This window comes from Pseudorhodoplanes sp., from assembly GCA_032027085.1.
Classification (GTDB): Bacteria; Pseudomonadota; Alphaproteobacteria; order Rhizobiales; family Xanthobacteraceae; genus Pseudorhodoplanes.
The window spans coordinates 318,197-335,948 of the sequence record JAVSMS010000001.1 but is presented as its reverse complement, the minus strand read 5'-3'; the positions used below and the strand labels follow the sequence as shown (position 1 = coordinate 335,948).

At 57.9% G+C, this 17,752-nt stretch carries 16 protein-coding genes; 7 read left to right on the top strand and 9 right to left on the bottom strand.

What is annotated here, in order from left to right:
• Positions 1-724: 724 nt before the first annotated feature.
• The 4 genes from RO009_01690 to RO009_01675 all read left to right on the top strand — a co-directional run bounded on the left by RO009_01690 (position 725) and on the right by RO009_01675 (position 5,160).
• Entirely contained in the window at positions 725-1,921 is a 1,197-nt protein-coding gene (locus RO009_01690) for an XRE family transcriptional regulator (GenBank protein ID MDT3683739.1), read from the top strand.
• Positions 1,922-1,932: 11 nt separating this feature from the next.
• Complete coding sequence (locus tag RO009_01685) at positions 1,933-2,397, top strand: DUF4411 family protein (protein ID MDT3683738.1); 465 nt, start codon at positions 1,933-1,935, stop codon at positions 2,395-2,397.
• Between the two features lie 55 nt (positions 2,398-2,452).
• Positions 2,453-2,956, top strand: coding sequence for a hypothetical protein (locus tag RO009_01680; GenBank protein ID MDT3683737.1), 504 nt, complete (start codon positions 2,453-2,455; stop codon positions 2,954-2,956).
• Between the two features lie 131 nt (positions 2,957-3,087).
• Positions 3,088-5,160 (top strand): exonuclease domain-containing protein, encoded by a 2,073-nt coding sequence (locus tag RO009_01675; GenBank protein ID MDT3683736.1) that lies wholly within the window; start codon positions 3,088-3,090, stop codon positions 5,158-5,160.
• A 180-nt stretch (positions 5,161-5,340) separates the two neighbouring features.
• Here the strand turns inward: RO009_01675 and RO009_01670 are convergent, their stop codons facing one another.
• The 4 genes from RO009_01670 to RO009_01655 all read right to left on the bottom strand — a co-directional run bounded on the left by RO009_01670 (position 5,341) and on the right by RO009_01655 (position 8,209).
• On the bottom strand, positions 5,341-6,936 hold the full coding sequence (locus RO009_01670; GenBank protein MDT3683735.1) for a recombinase family protein: 1,596 nt from the start codon (positions 6,934-6,936) through the stop codon (positions 5,341-5,343).
• Positions 6,933-7,394 carry a DUF2924 domain-containing protein gene (locus tag RO009_01665; GenBank protein MDT3683734.1) on the bottom strand — a complete coding sequence of 154 codons (462 nt, stop codon included), beginning with the start codon at positions 7,392-7,394 and terminating at the stop codon, positions 6,933-6,935. Before RO009_01665 ends, RO009_01670 begins: the two co-directional genes overlap by 4 nt.
• Entirely contained in the window at positions 7,394-7,717 is a 324-nt protein-coding gene (locus tag RO009_01660; GenBank protein MDT3683733.1) for a DUF3489 domain-containing protein, read from the bottom strand. The genes RO009_01665 and RO009_01660 overlap by 1 nt, the downstream gene beginning before the upstream one ends.
• A gap of 216 nt (positions 7,718-7,933) precedes the next feature.
• Positions 7,934-8,209 (bottom strand): hypothetical protein, encoded by a 276-nt coding sequence (locus tag RO009_01655; GenBank protein ID MDT3683732.1) that lies wholly within the window; start codon positions 8,207-8,209, stop codon positions 7,934-7,936.
• Between the two features lie 166 nt (positions 8,210-8,375).
• Here RO009_01655 and RO009_01650 point away from each other — a divergent pair, with 166 nt between their 5' ends.
• Entirely contained in the window at positions 8,376-8,669 is a 294-nt protein-coding gene (locus tag RO009_01650) for a hypothetical protein (protein ID MDT3683731.1), read from the top strand.
• Here the strand turns inward: RO009_01650 and terL are convergent.
• From terL to RO009_01625, 5 genes are all read right to left on the bottom strand, one after another.
• On the bottom strand, positions 8,666-10,105 hold the full coding sequence (terL, locus tag RO009_01645) for a phage terminase large subunit (GenBank protein ID MDT3683730.1): 1,440 nt from the start codon (positions 10,103-10,105) through the stop codon (positions 8,666-8,668). The two genes, RO009_01650 and terL, sit on opposite strands and share 4 nt — an antisense overlap.
• On the bottom strand, positions 10,095-10,529 hold the full coding sequence (locus RO009_01640) for a DUF5681 domain-containing protein (protein ID MDT3683729.1): 435 nt from the start codon (positions 10,527-10,529) through the stop codon (positions 10,095-10,097). Before RO009_01640 ends, terL begins: the two co-directional genes overlap by 11 nt.
• A complete protein-coding gene (locus RO009_01635) occupies positions 10,522-11,892 on the bottom strand; it encodes a site-specific DNA-methyltransferase (GenBank protein ID MDT3683728.1) in 1,371 nt (456 codons plus the stop codon). Before RO009_01635 ends, RO009_01640 begins: the two co-directional genes overlap by 8 nt.
• 80 nt (positions 11,893-11,972) lie before the next feature.
• The gene (locus RO009_01630) at positions 11,973-12,659 is read right to left on the bottom strand and encodes a hypothetical protein (GenBank protein ID MDT3683727.1); all 687 of its coding nucleotides are present in this window, start codon (positions 12,657-12,659) and stop codon (positions 11,973-11,975) included.
• Between the two features lie 153 nt (positions 12,660-12,812).
• Entirely contained in the window at positions 12,813-13,586 is a 774-nt protein-coding gene (locus RO009_01625; GenBank protein ID MDT3683726.1) for an IclR family transcriptional regulator, read from the bottom strand.
• A gap of 133 nt (positions 13,587-13,719) precedes the next feature.
• On the opposite strand from RO009_01625, the gene RO009_01620 reads away from it, so the two are divergent.
• Together RO009_01620 and RO009_01615 are read left to right on the top strand one after the other, a co-directional pair.
• Entirely contained in the window at positions 13,720-15,816 is a 2,097-nt protein-coding gene (locus RO009_01620) for a hydantoinase/oxoprolinase family protein (protein MDT3683725.1), read from the top strand.
• The gene (locus RO009_01615; protein MDT3683724.1) at positions 15,813-17,720 is read left to right on the top strand and encodes a hydantoinase B/oxoprolinase family protein; all 1,908 of its coding nucleotides are present in this window, start codon (positions 15,813-15,815) and stop codon (positions 17,718-17,720) included. The genes RO009_01620 and RO009_01615 overlap by 4 nt, the downstream gene beginning before the upstream one ends.
• Positions 17,721-17,752: the final 32 nt, after the last annotated feature.

Below are 17,752 nucleotides of genomic sequence, written 5' to 3'. Positions count from 1 at the left end.
GGGAAAATGCGCCGAATCGGCGCTAAAAGCGGCCTTAGCCATATCTGACTCCTCAACAGTCGGGTGTGGTTAGGCCGCCGTCGGGTGTTGCAAGCACCTGGCGGTGGCCGCCGAACACAGAGCTGCGCCGGCAGGACTAAGAATAGGAATATCCGCCGCAAACGCCAGCTGAAATCAGTCCTATGGTTAGCAAGCAGCTGACGAAATCTTCGGCATACAAAGCCGCGAAATCGCATGTGGAATGCGAGAGTTCGAATCAAGCTAACCCAGCCAGCCACTGTGCCGGTTTTCGCGCGGCGGGCGTCTCTCCAGAATAGTGGCGATTTCTGCGGGGAATTCGGCGGATCTTCGCCACTACTTCTGTCTCTGCGTCACGAGAGACGGCGAATGAGACCCGAAATTACCCCGCCGTCTCCACACAACGCCGCGCAGATTCCCGTTTTCGGGAGAATCGCGGCGGAGACTGGCGCGTATCTCACTGAGTGCTAGGGGCGGCAGTCACAATAGCAAAAAGCGGTTTCTTGCCAGTAGCGCGTCGGGCTCATAACCTTGAGGTCGGAGGTTCAAATCCTCCCCCGCAACCAAGAGTTTCTCACTATATGTGGGTCTGACATATGTGGGTCTGACGCGCCACAGGGCTGACGCTTTGTTAGGCCGCCGCGTGTCTAATTCCCTCCCAGCCCTTGAAGTTGATGGTACGATTCTTCGGCAATTGGGATGAAGCATGTCTGGACGCATTAAAGCCCTAGTCGAACCGGCGATGCTGGTTTGGGCCCGAGAGACCGCCTCCTTGAGCCAAGAGGAGCTGGCGGAGGGCATCGGCGTGGCAGTTGAGCGTGTACAGGCGTGGGAATCTGACGAAGACAAGCCGTCCATCGCGCAACTTCGCAAGATTGCCAAGAAATGTAAGCGTCCGTTGAGCGTATTCTATTTGCCGGAGCCGCCGCAGGGCTTCCAAGCGTTGCGGGATTTCCGCCGGCTTGCGGCTGCGCGTGCGGGCAGGTTCAGCAGCGAGCTTGCTTATGAAGTCCGCGCAGCTCACGAGCGGCGCTTGGTGGCGCTCGAAGTGTTGGAAACCCTCGGTGAGCAGCCCGATGCTTTAGGACTAACCGCGGGCGTGAACGACAACGCCGAAGTCATTGGCATGCGTATTCGCGAGCGGTTGGGTATTACGTTGGCACGGCAGAGCCGATGGGGCGATACCAGTAAGGCTTTTAGAGCTTGGCGCGATGCGATCGAGGGCGCCGGCGTCTTGGTGTCGGTGATTGGCGGCGCGCACCATCAGATTGATATCGAGGAGATGCGTGGCTTCGCCATTGCCGACCAGCCGCTGCCGATGATTGTGGTCAACGGCAAGGATCGCAGCGGCGGGCGTATCTTCACGCTCCTGCATGAACTCGGGCACATCATTCTCGGCCAGAGCGTGATTGAAAACACCGTTGAGCCGGGCGACACGCTGCCGGCGCCGGTTCGGGCGATGGAACGGTTTTGCAACCAGGTTGCTGCGGCATCCTTGATGCCCAGAGACGATTTGCTGGCCGAAGCCGTTGTCCGCGCGAAGACGCCGCTTCGCTCCCTATGGAGCGACGAGGAAATTGAATCCCTTGCGCGTCGATATGGCGTTAGCCGGGAAGCCTTGCTCGTGCGGTTGGTCGAACTTCGCCAAGTGACCAATGCGTTCTACCAGGGCAAGCGTGCCGAATATGCGCGGCAGCGAGAGGAAGAGATAGAGGAAGCGCCGAGCGGCTTTGCACCGTATCGGCAGCAGGTCCTCGGCTATATCGGTCGCGGGTTCGCGCGGCTGGTCTTGCAGGGCTACCATAACAATCAGCTTACCCTTAGTGCGGTGTCTGGCTATTTGGGCGTCCAGGCCAAGTACGTTCCTCCCATTGAACGCCTCGCCTTTGGCGTGCCGGCGTGAGGTAGACGCTCTTGGCATATTGCATCGACACCAGTTGCATCATCGCCGCATGGGAGGAGCGTTACCCGTTGGAGAATTTCCCCAAATTTTGGCTGTTATTTGAGCAGGCCATCGCTGATGGCAAAATCCTTGCGCCTGAACCTGTACTCGATGAAACCGAGCCAAAGTCTGCGGAACTATATAGCTGGCTCAAGGAACATGATGGGATGTTCCTCCCGCTGGAGGATGCCATCCAGCTCCAAGCCAAAGCCGTTCTAGCCAAGCATCCCCGGCTTGTTGCTGCCAAGAAGCAACGAACTTCGGCTGACCCGTTTGTAATCGCGACTGCGACCGTGCGTAGGTTGATGATAGTCACCGAAGAAAGACCAACAGGGAATCTCAATCGGCCGAACATCCCTGATGTTTGTGGGGATTTTGGCGTCACCTATATGAGCCTCTTGCAGATGATTCGCGCGGAAAAGTGGGTTATTGGTTGAGGTCATGGGATCAATTCGTGCGGACATCCTGACGTCGAAAGATGGGCCGTGATCCATGACCGAAGAATTTGATATTCCCGCCACCATTGAGGCGGTTGTCCAGGATTTTGAAGGCCGCTCCACCCCTTTTGCAGAGGTGGAGGTTCATTCTGCGCTCGCCAACGCGAGAGCAGCTCTGCAAGAGCCTGTAGGCGAAGCAAACCTGGGGGCTGGGATCGAGATCATGTCGTTTGGCCTCAGCCCCGGTAGAAATGGCCCGAGCCCTTGGGGCACCTATTTCAATCCATTGGGTTCTGAAACATACGAGGACGGCACCGTCCGCTACTTCCCGGATATAAACGAAGCGCCTCCATCAACTCTGGCACATTGGGAGGAGCGGGTATGCATGCTGACCTGGTCGGCGTACGGGCCACCCCATAATCCGGCGTGGATGTTGTCGCCGTCGATCAGAGCAGCCGGGGAGAAGATCGAAGTTCGGTGTCGTGGCCGTGACGCCCCCTCGGACGCCTCTCCGGTCCCGTTCGGCGCGAAAGAGCAAGCGGCCGGCTGCTTGAAATAGCAGCCAGCGAAGCGACTGCTTGCGTGTGGGTTGTCGCAGGGGCATCATGCAACTCCATCACGATCCCGCAAGTTCTGGCGGCGCCTGCGAGAGCCGCCAGGGGGCGGATGCTTCGTTGGAGAGGGGGAGCGGTGTCACTGCTCAGCTGGTTCCGGGGCCGCGAGGCACGAACGCCTCCGCGCCTCAACATTGTCGAGGGTGGGCCAGCAGAGGATGCTGTCGAGGAGCAGCAGTGCATCTTTCGTGACGACAACAGCGATGGTCTGCCAGATGAAATCGAAGGCGTGGCCTTGGGATTGGAATATGCCAACGCCTCTGGCGAGGTATCGGCGCGGCGTGTCATTGCCGGACGCGTAAGTCCGGGCGGCGGAGAGTTTTTTTATCTGGAAGGTTGGTGCCTTCTCCGCAAAGACTGGCGAACATTCCGCAGTGATCGCATGCTGAAGCTGATGCTTCCTCCAGCGTGGACGAGTGTCGCTGATCCAACCACCTTCTTGCGCACCTATCTGCCGAAGCTTCCTACCGAGGCGCGTGCCGCAGCAAAGGTAAATCCCAAACTTCTTTGCCGTGACGGTCTGGCGGTCCTTCTCTATCTGGCCCGATCCGACGGCGATGTCTTGCCTGCCGCGGAGCGGGACGTCGTTACGAAATACATCGGGGCAGTATTTCAGCGCGCCGGGCTAACTCCGAGCGACGAGGTGAGTGCTGACGTCGCCGCCTACGCCGATACGCTCTATCCATCGGAGCAATCGATGGAGTCTTGCCTCTCCCGGCTTGAGCGCGATCCTGGAGCGCTCGATCTTCTCGTGCCGCATCTCACCGCTCTTGTGAAAGCCGACGGCACCTACTCAGAGCAGGAGCAGCTCGCTGTCGCGGCACTTGTGCGGGCGATAGAGGAGGCGAGGGCGAAAGCCGCAAGCAGTCAGGCCCTCGCAGCCCAGCAGTTGGCCTCTGCCGATTTTCTTGCAGTTGATGTCGAGACGGCGAATGCCGATATGGCAAGCATTTGTGCGATCGGCCTTGTTCACTTCAAGAGCGGCGAGATTAGCCGGAAGCTTACGATCCTGATCGACCCGGAGGATCATTTCGATCCGGTCAACATCTCCATCCATGGTATTCGTCCAGAGGACGTTGCGGGTAAGCCGACGATGCGCGAGGCGCTGCCTGTTGTAGCCGCGGCACTGCAGACTGCCGTGGTCGTTCACCACACACATTTTGACCGCGTGGCGCTCTGCCGCGCGGCACAGAAATACGGCCTTCCCGATCCATCATGCCGGTGGCTCGACAGCGCGCGCGTTGCGCGGCGGGCGTGGGAACGCTTTGCGAAACGTGGGTATGGCCTCAAGAATCTGGCGGACACGTTTGGAATTGATTTCGAGCATCACGATGCCTGCGAGGATGCACGAGCCGCTGGAATGATCGTGCTGAGAGCTATAACCGATACGGGCTGTCCGCTGGACGAATGGCTCGACCGTGTCACGGCGCCGATCTCCGGAATCGGAGGCCGGCAGATCCGAAGTGGCAGGCCTGATGGACCGCTCTCGGGTGAAGTTGTCGTGTTTACCGGTAAGTTGTCCATCACGCGTGCGGAGGCCGCGGATATGGCGGCTGCCGCCGGCATGGAGGTTGCCGGCAGCGTGACGGAGGAAACTTCCATCCTGGTCGTTGGCGATCAAGATCTGCGCCGCTTGGCTGGCGAGGAACAGAGCGCCAAGCATCGCCGTGCCGAGCAGCTCATCCGCGAAGGAGCCGCTTTACGGATCATCGGAGAAACCGACTTCAAGCTGATGCTTGGGACCGACGGTGCCACGGCCGACGCCGATGAGGACGAGGTGGACGACGACACACGCAACATCTCGTTGAACGGTCTTACACCCGAGGCTTCCAGAATTTCGCTGCTGGTCGACCAGGTGAATGCCGCAAAACGCGAGCGCAGGCTGGATGATGCCGTTCGTCTCCTTCTTGAGGAGATCGAAAGCCAAGAAACCGAATCTCGAAGCAGCGGCTTCGGCGTCGCCCCTTGGTACTATGAGCAGCTTGCCATAGTTTACCGGAAGCTCGACAGGCAGGAGGACGAATTGGCGGTACTGGAGAGATACGACCGGCAGATCAAAGCGCCTGGATCGAAACCCGCGATTCTGAAAGCCAGACTTGAAAAGGTCCGGGCAAGGCGATCAACACAGCAGCGTGCCAACACCAAGTGACATGGAAAGCGGTGTTGCCGACGATGACCAACTCGCGTCGTCGCTCCTAGGAAAGGTACTCGCCAATCGCTTCGCCTTGTAAGGTGTCATTTTGAAGTGTCGCTTAAGCATGACAAATTGCTCTTTGCGGCCACAGCCCGCGCCCGATAACTGCGCCGATCAAAGATGTTCCATAGGATGTTAGGCGCTCGCATGGTCGCGCCACGATAGCGCGTCGGCTGTTTGGACTAAGCCCGAAGACATCTTTCCACTGAGCGAGCTTCCTGTGAGGATAGCTTTTGTGATCTTCGGAGCAAGGAACGCCAGCCGCAATCCAATTCGCACGTTCTTCGGATGAATATTCGCGGCGCGGCCGAGATCCTCTATCGAGTGATAGGTGCCATCTTGTAACCGCTTGAGCCACAGATGGGCCCGTGCCACCGCCTGCACGAACTCTGGCTTAGGTTGATCGTGAACGGTCCCGCTGTCGTGCGCATCCTCGGGTTCGCTGACCTCCGCAAAGCCATTTTTCCTGGGTCGAGACCAAGGTATTTCGAGCGGTGAGAGGGATTTGGTCGCGCCTTGGACTGATGCTGCGTCTTTGAAATCGATGACGATTTTGGTGTGTCGGACGACAATTCGTTGCACCAGGCGTTCGAAAAAGTCCTGCGGGGTGAGGTCGATGTCAGCCCCTGCTTCGTCGGAATACTTGCGGAGCGCGGTGACTACTGCCTTTTCGATTTCTGTCGCCGGGACGCGCGCAACCGAGCCGGCATCTTTCTTTCGGCCTTTGAGGATGGCAGCGCTCACATAAAATGGATAACGCACGCCGTTCTTGATCGAATAGCTTGGGCTCATTCGATTGCCGCGGTCGTCGTACAGGAGCCTGGCGAGCAGGGCGCCGGTCTCGGCACGCTGCTTGCGGCGCTGGACGGCATTGGTCTTTAGTGTTTCCTGAACCCGCTCAAACGCGCCGCGATCCAGGATCGACTCATGTTCTCCCTCGAACCATTTGCCGCCGTGGCCGACCTCGTCGAGATACGTGCGGTTCTTGAGCAGATAGATGAGCGAGCCGTAGTTAAAGGGCACGCCCCCAGCGGTTTTGCCCTTCAGCGGACGCTTCTTGGTGACGACGCCTTTGCGGTCGAGCTCCTCGATCAGTTTCGGGACGGATTTCAGGGCGAGGTAGCGCTCGAAGATCATCCGAATGGTTCTCGCCTCGGTCTGGTTCACGACGAGCTTCTTGTCGCGGCTGTCATAACCGAGCGGCACGCTGCCGCCGGTCCATTTGCCTTTCCTGCGCGAGGCCGCGACCTTGTCCCGCACCCGTTCGGAGGAGAGTTCGCGCTCGAACTGGGCAAAGGAGAGCAGAATGTTGAGCGTCAGGCGGCCCATCGAGGTTGTGGTGTTGAACTGCTGGGTGATCGCCACAAACGAGATCGACCTTGCGTCGAAAACCTCAACCAGCTTGGCAAAATCGGCAAGGGAGCGGGTGAGGCGGTCGATCTTGTAGACGACGATTACATCGACGAGACCGGCCTCGATATCTTTCAGCAGTCGCTGCAGGGCAGGGCGCTCGAGATTGCCGCCTGAGAAGGCCGGGTCGTCATAGCGTTTGGGCAGGCAGGTCCAGCCTTCGGAGGCCTGCGACTTGATATAGGCCTCACAGGCCTCGCGCTGGGCATCCAGCGAGTTGAATTCCAGTTCCAGTCCGTGTTCTGTGGATTTGCGGGTGTAGATGGCGCAGCGCAGGATTCTCTCCTGCGCCGCGGTGACTGAAGACGCCCTCCGCCTCATGCCGACACCTCCCGGCTGTTGGCGCGCAGGCCGAAGAAGCGCGGCCCGTTCCAGCGAGCGCCGGTGATCGCCCGGGCGATTTCGGAGAGGCTGGCATAGGGTTTGCCCTCATAGGCAAAGCCATCCTCCAGAACCATGACGCGGTGGCTCTTGCCCTTCCAGTCGCGCACCAGAACAGCGCCCGGCTTGATCCGGCGCGGGATGACGATGCGGCCGTCCTTGCTCCTGGCCTGCTGGGCCATGAGGTTGTTCAAGAGGCGTCGTGTGTCAGCATCCAATCCGCCATAGGCCTGTTCCTGGATCTTGTAGGCGATGCTTCGCCGCAAGAGGTCCGGACCAAAGGCCTTGGGCGGCTCGGCCTTGAACAGCGTGCGGTAGCGCACGCGCAGCTCGGCCTTGGGCATGGACCGAAGCCGATTGACCTCGGCTTCGATTTCTTGATCCACATTTTCCTGCATCAGCGCGCCCGCTTGCTGATCGCGCGCTTGGCCGGTTTGCGGGCGGGCTGGCCAGATTTCGTATGCGACCTTTGTAACTTGCCTGGCATGACGCGGTAGATCGCTTTTTCAGCATCGCCAGAGCGGACGAGGTTGAGTTTCAGCTTTCTGCGCACCACACCCGCAAGAAACCCGTGCACGGAATGTCGCTGCCAGCCGGTCGTCTTCATGATCGCTGCGATACTCGTGCCTTCCTTGCGATGCAGAAGGTCGATCACTCTTGCCTGCTTTGACGCAGGGCGCGCGGTGCCGGCCTTCGTTTTGCCTTTAGCGGCTCCAGTCAATCGGCGGCTCGCCGTCGGTCGGCGTGATCCCTCGCGACCTTCCCTGGAAGGAGAGGAATCGGCAGCAATCCCCTCATGCCTCTCGGCGTTCGGACCGCTCTTCAAATTGTCCTGCATTTTTGTCTCCGTGGTTGCGACAGCGGGCGCTGTCACCACCCCGGCCGCGCCATGCGAGTGCAGGCGCGGCAGCCGTGGTTTTTGGAGAGGCGAGCGGCTTTATGTCTTTGTAAAACGGTGCAGGAGTTCCTCGGCGACAAGAATATGAGCGACTTGCCAGGCGAGCTCAGCGATTTCGCCTGCAGCAGCGACGGCCTGTTCGAGTTCGTTGGCCTCGACCAGGTTTTGGGCCTTGCGCAATCGCCGGTGGATGTCCTTCAGCTCCTGCTTGAGCAGGGCCTTTGTTGCACTGCGGTCTGGTGGCTTTGTCATGCCCACAGACATGCGTGCTTTGCCGCCGAAGTCGAGCGCAATGAGAGCAATTTTCTGGCTCATTGGGCGGCAGATCGAGCATCTTTGGTAAGCAACCTAGTCCCGCAATGGCCCGCCATGTTTTCAACCGGCGGTACCCTTGAGCGCGGGGTTACGCTGTTCATAGAATAATGTGTCAAGCCGACAGCCAGGCGAATGAACCTCTGCGGCATTGGCGGTGTAAGGCGTCATGGAACAAGGCGTCATGGAACAAGGCGTGTCGTCGCGTCAGGAGGCGCTGGAGCCCGAGACTTTGGCCGTGCTCGCAGCCTCTTATGACCGTGCCATTGAAATCCTGACCCATACCGGAGAACTTCGGGATCGGTCGCCCGCCGTCTCGGAACTGCTGGCAAAGAAAATCATCGAACTCAGCCAGGAGGGAAAGCGGGATCCAACCCGCCTGACCATCGACGCATTAAAATTCGTGAGGGCAAGCGGAGTCTTCGAAAAGCGAACGCTTTCTGCCGTGCCGCCTGCGCGCTAGAGAACGTCGAGCAACGAGCGCTGCCGGCCGGTGATCCAGCGCAGTCCTTGCGACAGCGCGTCTACCTGGTCATCAAACTGCCCATGTGGAAAGGCGAGAATCTCGGAACGGAAGTCGCCGAGCCAATCAGCGCGCTTGGGAAGATAAACAGCCCCGCCCTCGATCTTGGCCGATTGCGCGCTCATGCGCACAATCTTGTCGCCTTCGGGTAAAATGGGAATGACCGGCACGAATTTCGATCGCAGGTCCTGAATGAGGCTCGTGCCTGACCCCTTGTCTTCAATGAGCAGAGCAGTGGGCTTCCAGCGCTCGCGCTCGACCAGAACACGGCGGATGAGGCTAGGGTAGTCCAGCCGCTCCCGTACAACATCGCGAATGAAAATGCGCTCGCCAGCGGTCTGGAAAGTGATGCCAACGGTGTAATCGGCAAGCTCGGTCGCCTTCGAGGCCGTATCCCAGCTGGTGACGATCTTGTCGTTGGGGCCGAGGGGAGGGAGCTCGTCATAGATTTCAAACCATTCCCAGCGGATCATGTTGCCGCCGGGTGGGACCGGAGCCTGCTGGTACTGCGCTGAGAAGGCGCTTGAGCCCATGGCCACCTTTAATTCATCGAGAACGAATCTCGGCTCGCGGGCCGGGTGGAGCACCTCACCGACTTTACGCACATAATGTCGGTTGGGCCCGGTGACGGTCCTGGTCTCGCTTTCCGCAATGGCCGGCAGATTGAGATGCACCCAGCCGCCTTTCTCCAGCACATGGCCGGCAAGATCATCGACGTGCAGCCGCTGCATGACGAGGACGATCGCATCCTCGGTCTTGTTGTCCAGACGCGACAGGAGGGTCTCGTCGAACCAGGATTTGACCTTGACGCGGGCTGCCTCCGACGCTGCCTCGCTTGCCTTGATCGGATCGTCGATAATAATGAGGTTGCCGCCACGACCTGTCAGAGTGCCGCCGGTTGTGGTTGCAAATCGGTAGCCGTTATTGACAGTGTGCACCTCGTGTTCGGTATTCTTCAGGCGGCGAATGCGGTTTTGCGGAAACAGCCCCTGATACCAATCCGACTGCATGACTGCGCGACAGTCATTTGCATGCTTGACGGCGAGTTCATTCGCATAGCTCACGCAAATGATGCGGCGTGTCGGATCGCGGCCTAAAAGCCAGGCCGGGAATGCAACCGAGGCCGCGATCGACTTGAGCGAGCGCGGCGGCATGGTGATCAGGAGGCGCTTGATCTGGCCGGCCTCGACCTGCTGCAGATGCCAGGCAATGGCGCGGATGTGCCAGTTGGGCAGATACGTGGCGCCCGGCGCGATCTGCCCGAAGGTCTTACCGATAAAGGAGGCAAGGTCTGTCCGCAGCAGCGCCTGCAAGAGGCGCTGCTGCGAGATGACATCGTGAGTGACGGGAGATCTTTTGACAGCCTCAGCTGCCATCTTCCGCTTCCTTTGTGCTAAAGTGGGCTTGGAATTCATCCAGAATGATCTGGTCCACTTCCTGTAACTCGGCAAACTGGTCTTCATTGCCGGTCGTGACCCGTTCTTCGTGCTCTGATTGTTGAATCAGCAGAAGGTAGAACTGCCTCGCGCGATGGTCGCCGCTTAACGCTGCTTTTAGAGTTGTCCGTAGGAGAGCCTCGCGCATGGTGATGTGTTTGACTTGATCGCCCTCTCGCATTGCTATCTTCTCAGATAGAATGTTCTTTGCGTGAGTACTCAGACTCGGGGCCTTTTTGGGCCGTCCGCTCGGATTGCCGCTCTGTCCGGGCTTGAAACGCGAATGACTGGGTGGCTTTTTGTAACCGACTGTGTAGTTCCGTTTCCCGGCGCTGTTGGCGCCATCATCATCTGAATTATGCATCACCTACCTGCGAGAGTTCGGGAAGCGCGTGCTGACGCGCCGCTTGCACAATGGCAAGCTTGGTGGCGGCAATATCGTCAAAGGTTCGGCCAGTCTCAGCATGAATGGCCTGCTTGCCGGTGGCCTTTTGCCAACGGCGGACGATTGCGTCACAGTAGAGTGGGTCGATTTCGATGAGTCGCGCATGACGACCTGTGCGATCCGCCGCAATGAGCGTCGTTCCTGATCCCCCGCACGGGTCCAGAACGATGTCCTTGCGGCGGGTGACGTCCAGAATGGCATCGGCAACCAGCGCCACCGGCTTCACGGTAGGGTGTGCACTGACCGCCTCATCGCGGCCGGGCCGAAACGTATTCACCCCCGGATAGTCCCAGACATTGAAGCGGGATCGACCATGCTTGCCGAGCTCCACATTATTGAGGTGCGGAGCCTGGCCATGCTTGTACACAAAGACGAGCTCATGCTTGGAACGATAAAGCGATCCCATCCCGCCGTTGTTCTTGTTCCAGACGCACAGGTTCTTCAGCTCATCATAGGTGGCATTTCCGGCTGCGAGCGCCTCTTGCAGATGCCGCCAGTCCATGCAGATGAAGTGAATTGATCCGTCTTTGCTGTTCTGGACGAGATTTTTGAACAGGCTCGTCAGAAAGCCGGTGAATTCCGCCTCCGACATCTCGCCCGAGGCCATGGCAAACTCCCGATGCCGAGTTTTGCCAAGACCGCTGACATGCCCATCGATCTTCACGTTGTAGGGCGGGTCCGCAAAGACCGCGGAGGCTTTCTCGCCTCGTAGCAACTGCTCATAGCTCCTTGGATCAAGCGCGTCCCCATGCAGGAGGCGATGCACCCCGAGCTGCCACAAATCGCCTGGGTTGATGATCGGAAGGGCGCCCACTTCCTGCTCTACAACTGTATTCTCCGCCGATAACGCGCTTTCGCCGATCTCGCCCAGGGTTAGATCAATCTCGGCCATCGAGAAGCCGGTGAACTCAACGTCGAAACCGAGCTCGATCAATTCCTGGAATTCTAGAACTAGAATACTTTTATCCCAGCCCGCATTCTCGGCGAGCTTGTTGTCGGCAATCATATAGGCGCGGACCTGGGCCTTGCTTAGATATGATAGTTTTACAGTCGGCACTTCCTGAAGCCCAAGCAGCTTGGCCGCCTCCACACGACAATGGCCGGAAATGATCCGGCCCGTATCGTCGATCAGAACAGGATTAGTGAAGCCAAACTGCTTGATTGAGCGAGCAACCTGTTTGATTTGCTTGCGCGAATGGGTGCGCGCGTTGTGAGGGGAGGGCTTCAGTTCCTCTATTCGCCGATATTCGACGTTCAGTGGATAAAAATGACTGGGATTCATGGTTTCTCCATTAAAGCTGCGAATGTGGTTTCAAATAGTTGCAATAGAGTGTTTAAACGTCTTTCACATCGATGCCTCCGTTATTTCCGGCCTCGTTCCAGGCGCTCGGTTCGCCTGAGCCAATAGGCCAGGCGGTGCGTGGGATTGACGAGTTCAATGGTGACAGGGGTTGCGCCGAACGCCAGCTCGATTTGTAGTCGATCCTCGATGGCGTCCTTGCCATGCGCGATATTGGCGGGCCGGCCTTGGTCCTGATCAGCTTGGGTCTTGAACGCCAGGCCGGAGTATTTGCCGGTCGGCAAGATGAGACAGACCATATTCTCAAGCGTCTTGACCAACTGGCCCTCGCTTACACTAGTCTCCAGATCAACCTCGGGTTTGTTGTCGAGCAATGAGGCCGGTTGCCAGGAAAGAATTTCCTGGTGCTTCTCGATGAGCGCAGGTCGCAACCGGCGCATGAGCGTTGCAATTCCGAGCTGGGTGAAGCCTGCTCGCAGCAGCTTAATGCCGACGTAGAGGGCGAAGACGTCGTAGTCTGCGTACTCGATATTGAAGCCTGTGCCTTCCGGCCGGTGGCTGACAAAAGCCAAGTGGCGGGATTCGGCGGATTTGGCCCGGGGACTGATGCCAATCTTCCGGTCGGTATCAAGCAAGCGCTTGATTTCCAAACGCAACTCTGGCTGGACCGGCGGCCTGAAGTGCACAGCGTAGGCCAAAGCCTCTTCGATTTGGTTGCGCTGGTATCTTGCGCCTTGAGCGATTCTCATGGACCTAGGTTTTAGTTAGACAAAAGAAAGGCGTCAAGAGAGGTTTCAATGAAATAATGAATATGGTTTCATTAGCAAGACGGGACGCCGATTCCGATAATGACAGATTATGGAGCGCGTCCGCTGGTGCCCAGAAACTACAGCGCGACGTCATTACGGTGCAGGAGTAGCGGACCACCCAAGCCGGTACGAAATTCGCTCTGCAGTCTTCTTCAGGTCATCCAGGACCGGATTTGGAAATTGGACCAGCGACGCCTGATTGCTCACGAGGGAAATCGTTGCCTGCAGATCCCCCTGCGAATCGAAGATCGGCGCTGCAATTGCGCGTATGCTGTGAAAAACCTGACCATCAATCCAAGCATATCCTTCCTTGCGAACGAATTGTGTGATGTTCTTTATGTCCTCGGCAGAGGGCTTGTTGTCCTCGGACTTGGATATTTCGGCATTCAGGATAGGCCGCGTTGTGGGATCGCTGAGATAGGTTAGGAAAATCCGACCAGCAGCGGAATCCAGCAGCGATAAGACATCTCCCAGTCGGAAGTTGGATAGAATTGGTGCGTGCCGATTGTGGTAGCGCACCATGGTGACTCCATACGTGCCCCAGACCGAGATATGGCCGTCAATATCAACCCGTTCGACCAATTGCCTGAACTCGTACTCGGCAACCTGCATGTAATCGGAGCGATTGAGGGCGGCGAGCCCTAGCCGTAACGCCAGCGTACCCAAATCATAATGGCCACTTACGGGATCCTGCTGCACAAGTTCGGTCCGAATGAAGCTAGTGAGGTACCGGTGCGCCATGCTTGCAGACATTTCCGCCAAGCTCGCGAGTGTCTTCAAGGGCAGCGGTTTTCGAGACTTTATTAAAGCTTCCAATAGCTTAGCCCCCTGCTCGACTGACTGGATCCCCTTACGCTGGTCGCGCATAAAAACTCCATTTGCTAATGGACAAATAATTTGCCATTGAGAAACGCATGCGGATGGTACGCCACCTGCGCGTATCATCAAAAAACGCGCCAGAAAATCTGGCGAAAAAAACCAGGGGGAGTGCTGCCGCCGGATGCCGAAATCTATGTCACAGCCAACTTCCGCAGCGCTTCGCCTTGCCGCTGATATCGGCGGGACATTTACGGACGTTGCGGCGTTTGACCAGACCAACAAGCGGCTTCTGCTCGGAAAAAGCCTTTCCACTCCGCGAGCGATGGTGGAAGGCATTGAAGCTGGGGTCACCAAGGCTGGCACTAAATTTTCCGAAGCGGGTCTGTTTCTTCACGGCTCGACCGTCGCAATTAATACGATGCTGGAGCGTACAGGTGCCAAGACGGCGCTCGTGACTACGCGCGGATTCCGCGATGTTTACGAAATCGGTCGGATCAACCGTCCAGACGCCTACAATCTATTTTTTCAGAAGCATCTGCCACTGGTACCGCGGGCGCAGTGCTATGAGGTCGCAGAGCGCCTCTATGCTGACGGGCGCGTCTGCAAGCCACTGGATGAGGCAGAGGTGATAGCGCTTGCGGAGGTCTTCAAGCGCGAGAAGATCGAAGCGATCGCCATTCTGTTTCTGCATTGTTACCGCAACCCGGCGCATGAACTGCGCGCGAAGGAAATCCTTCAGCAACATCTTCCCAACGTTTTTGTCTCGGCCTCCCATGAGCTGTCGCAGGAATACCGCGAGTTCGAGCGTTGCTCGACTGTGGTCGCCAATGCATTCATTGGGCCACGTGTGCAGCGCTATCTCGATGAAATTGGCGAATGTATCACCGGTGAGGGATTCAAGGGCACATTCCTTGTTGTCCAGTCGACTGGTGGATTGTTCGAACTCGACAAGGCGCGCAGCGAATGTATTCGTATTCTGGAATCTGGCCCGGCATCCGGCGTGATCGGCACCCAGGCGCTGTGCCATGCGTTGGAGATGGACAATGCCATCGCCTTTGATATGGGCGGCACGACCGCTAAGGCAGGCGTCATTCTCGATGGCCGCGCGCTGACGACAGGTCATGCGCTAATCGGAAGTTACGATCGCGCTTTGCCGATCCAGGTTTCGACCATTGATATTTTTGAGGTGGGTACAGGCGGCGGCTCTATCGCGCGCGTCGAGCATGGCGGTGCGTTGCATGTTGGACCGAGAAGCGCCGGGGCGGAACCAGGTCCTGCTTGCTACGGTCGTGGCGGTGCAGAGCCGACGATCACTGATGCCAATCTCTTGCTCGGTCGCCTTGGAGCTGACCGTTTTCTCGGCGGTGAAATGAAGCTGGATGTTGCGGCGGCTGAACGCGCGATCACTAGCCGCGTAGCGCAGCCGCTCGGGCTCAGTACGACGGACGCTGCCAGTGGCATCCTCCGCATCGCTGCGACAAAGATGTCGTATGCTGTGAAAGGGGTTACCACCGAGCGAGGTTTGGACGCCGGCAGTTTTGCGCTCGTCGCCTATGGTGGAGCTGGGCCGCTGCATGCAACTGCCGTCGCCCGCGAAATTGGAATTCGCAAAGTCATTATTCCACGTGCGCCCGGCCATTTTTCCGCCTTTGGCATGCTGTTCTCGGATTTGCGCTACGATTTCGTGCGTACTTGGTTCATTGCGCTTGAGAGCATGGACTTTGGGACGTTCGAGGCTGTTTTCGGAGAGCTGGAACAGGAGGGTCGCGCCGCCATTGCCGCTTCAGCCATTTCTCCGCGGGAGATAATCGTGCAGCGTGCTCTCGACATGCGCTACGTCGGGCAGGAACATTCAGTGACGGTGGACATCCCACACAGATATTTCGACAACAAGGACCGGAAAGGGATCAAAGAACTATTTGATGCGGTGCACTTACAGCGCTATGGCACGTCGGCCCCGCACGAGCCGGCCGAAATTGCGAACCTGCGTACTACGGTGACCGGTATCGTCGAAAAACCGGGCCTTGAGCGCATCAAGACAGGCAAAGCGACACCATCAAGAGAGGCTCAGACCGGAAGCCGCAAGGCATTCTTTCAGGATATTGGCTTTGTCGACACGCCGACATTTACGCGCCCGGTGCTACTCGCCGGGAATCGCATTGAAGGCCCCGCCCTGATCGAGGAGCATGCTTCGACCACCGTGGCGTTGCCTGGAGACAGTGTCGAAGTGGATGCGCTCGGCAATCTGATCATTACCATTTTGGGAGCGCGCGCATGAATGACCGTAAGCTCGCTACCGATCCTGTTCTCGTGGAGATCGTGCGTAACGGCGTGATGGCGGTGACCGAAGAGATGAAGGTCAACCTCATGCGTACCGCCTATAACATGATCATTTACGAGGCGCTGGACTTTACAGTTGGACTATTCACCAAGGACGGCGACACTGTTTCGATCGGCCTTGGGCTTCCGATGTTCATTCGTGGCATGTCGGAAACCGTGAAGGCCAAGATCCGGCATTTCGGCGCCGACGGCTTTGAGCCAGGCGACATTCTGTTGACCAATGATGCCTATATTACCGGCAGCCACCTGAACCATCTTACGTTCACGGTACCGATTTTTCATGAAGGTCAGCTAGTTGGCTTTTCATGCTGTATGGCGCATTGGCCAGACGTGGGTGGAACACTGGGTGGGGTGACGACGGACATTTACTCTGAGGGACTACAGATTCCGATCGTAAAATATATGCGCGCCGGCGTGCTCAACCAGGATGTACATGACATTATCAAGATGAATGTGCGGTTGTCCGAACGTGCGATGGGCGATCTGCGCGCGCAGGTCACGGCGATCAAGACCGGAGAGCGGCGTTTCCTTGAGTTGATAGATCGCTATGGTCAGCAACCTGTGCTTGACTGCATTCAGGTGCTCATGGATCACGCTGAGGTGGCCGCGCGCGAGCGTACTCTCGCCATTCCCGATGGCGTGTACGAAGCGGAAAGCTTTATGGATGATGACGCGGTGGATGTTACCAAACGCATTCCCATCCGTGTGAAGGTGATCGTTTCCGGCGACGAGATGACGGTGGACCTGACTGATGTCGCTAAGCAAGTACGCGGGTTCTATAATTCTGGCCCGACTACGGGCATTGCTTGCGCGCAGGTTGCGTTCAAATGTGTTACATCCCCGACAGATTACCCGGTCAACGATGGTTCGTTTCGTAATTTGAAAGTGGTGTTGCCGCCAGGCAGTATTGTCAGTGCCGTGCGGCCGGCACCGATGCGATGGTGGATGACGTTCCCGATGACCGTTGTCGACACGATCTTCAAGGCTTTGTCCAACGCGATCCCCGACCAGGTCATTGCCGGTCATCATGCTGATCTTTGCGTTGCGTTGCTTGACGGTTTTTATTCCGACAGTGGCAAGCTGTTCATCACCGCCTTTGGACCACTTGGCGGCGGCTGGGGTGCAAAACGTGGCGAGGATGGTGTTTCAGCAACCGTCTGCATCAATGATGGCGATACGCATAACAGCCCAAATGAGCAGTTCGAGGCAAAATATCCGGTCATGGTGGAAAGCCTTTCGCTGATCACCGATTCAGGGGGGCCGGGACGGTATAGGGGCGGCCTTGGCGTCGAAACCGTCGTCGAGGCACTTTCGGACTTCAATGTGAACACCAGCATCGAGCGCGCGGTTTGTCTGCCTTGGGGTCTCGAGGGTGGCCTTGAAGGTACCGGAAATGAGATGCTGCTGCGGCGGGACGGCGTCGTTCACGACGACGTGCCTAATGCCAAGGTGTTCCGGGCCAAGGTCAAAACAGGCGATGCCTATATTCTTCGCTCTGGCGGCGGTGGCGGGTTTGGATCACCGCTGGAGCGGCCCGCGGAGCGGGTGCAGGACGACGTCCGCCAAGGCTATGTTTCAGTGGCTGCAGCGCGTGATTATTACGGCGTCGTTCTTGATCCCGAAACGCTTTCGATCGACGCGGTAGCTACGCAGCGACAGCGTGCGCAATTGGTCGAGGTGCATCGAAGGCGCGTTAGTCAACAAAGCGAAGCTCCACGCCGCATTGAGCGCAAGCAGCTGGAGACCATGCCGCCCGGTCATTTGGCTGTCCGTTGTCTGCTACCGTCTTGCTGCGGCCGGTGGCACATGCCGCGCGGATTTGAAGCAGTTGAAGTTGGATAGCGATTTCTCATGAGGCGCTGATGCATTGGAGT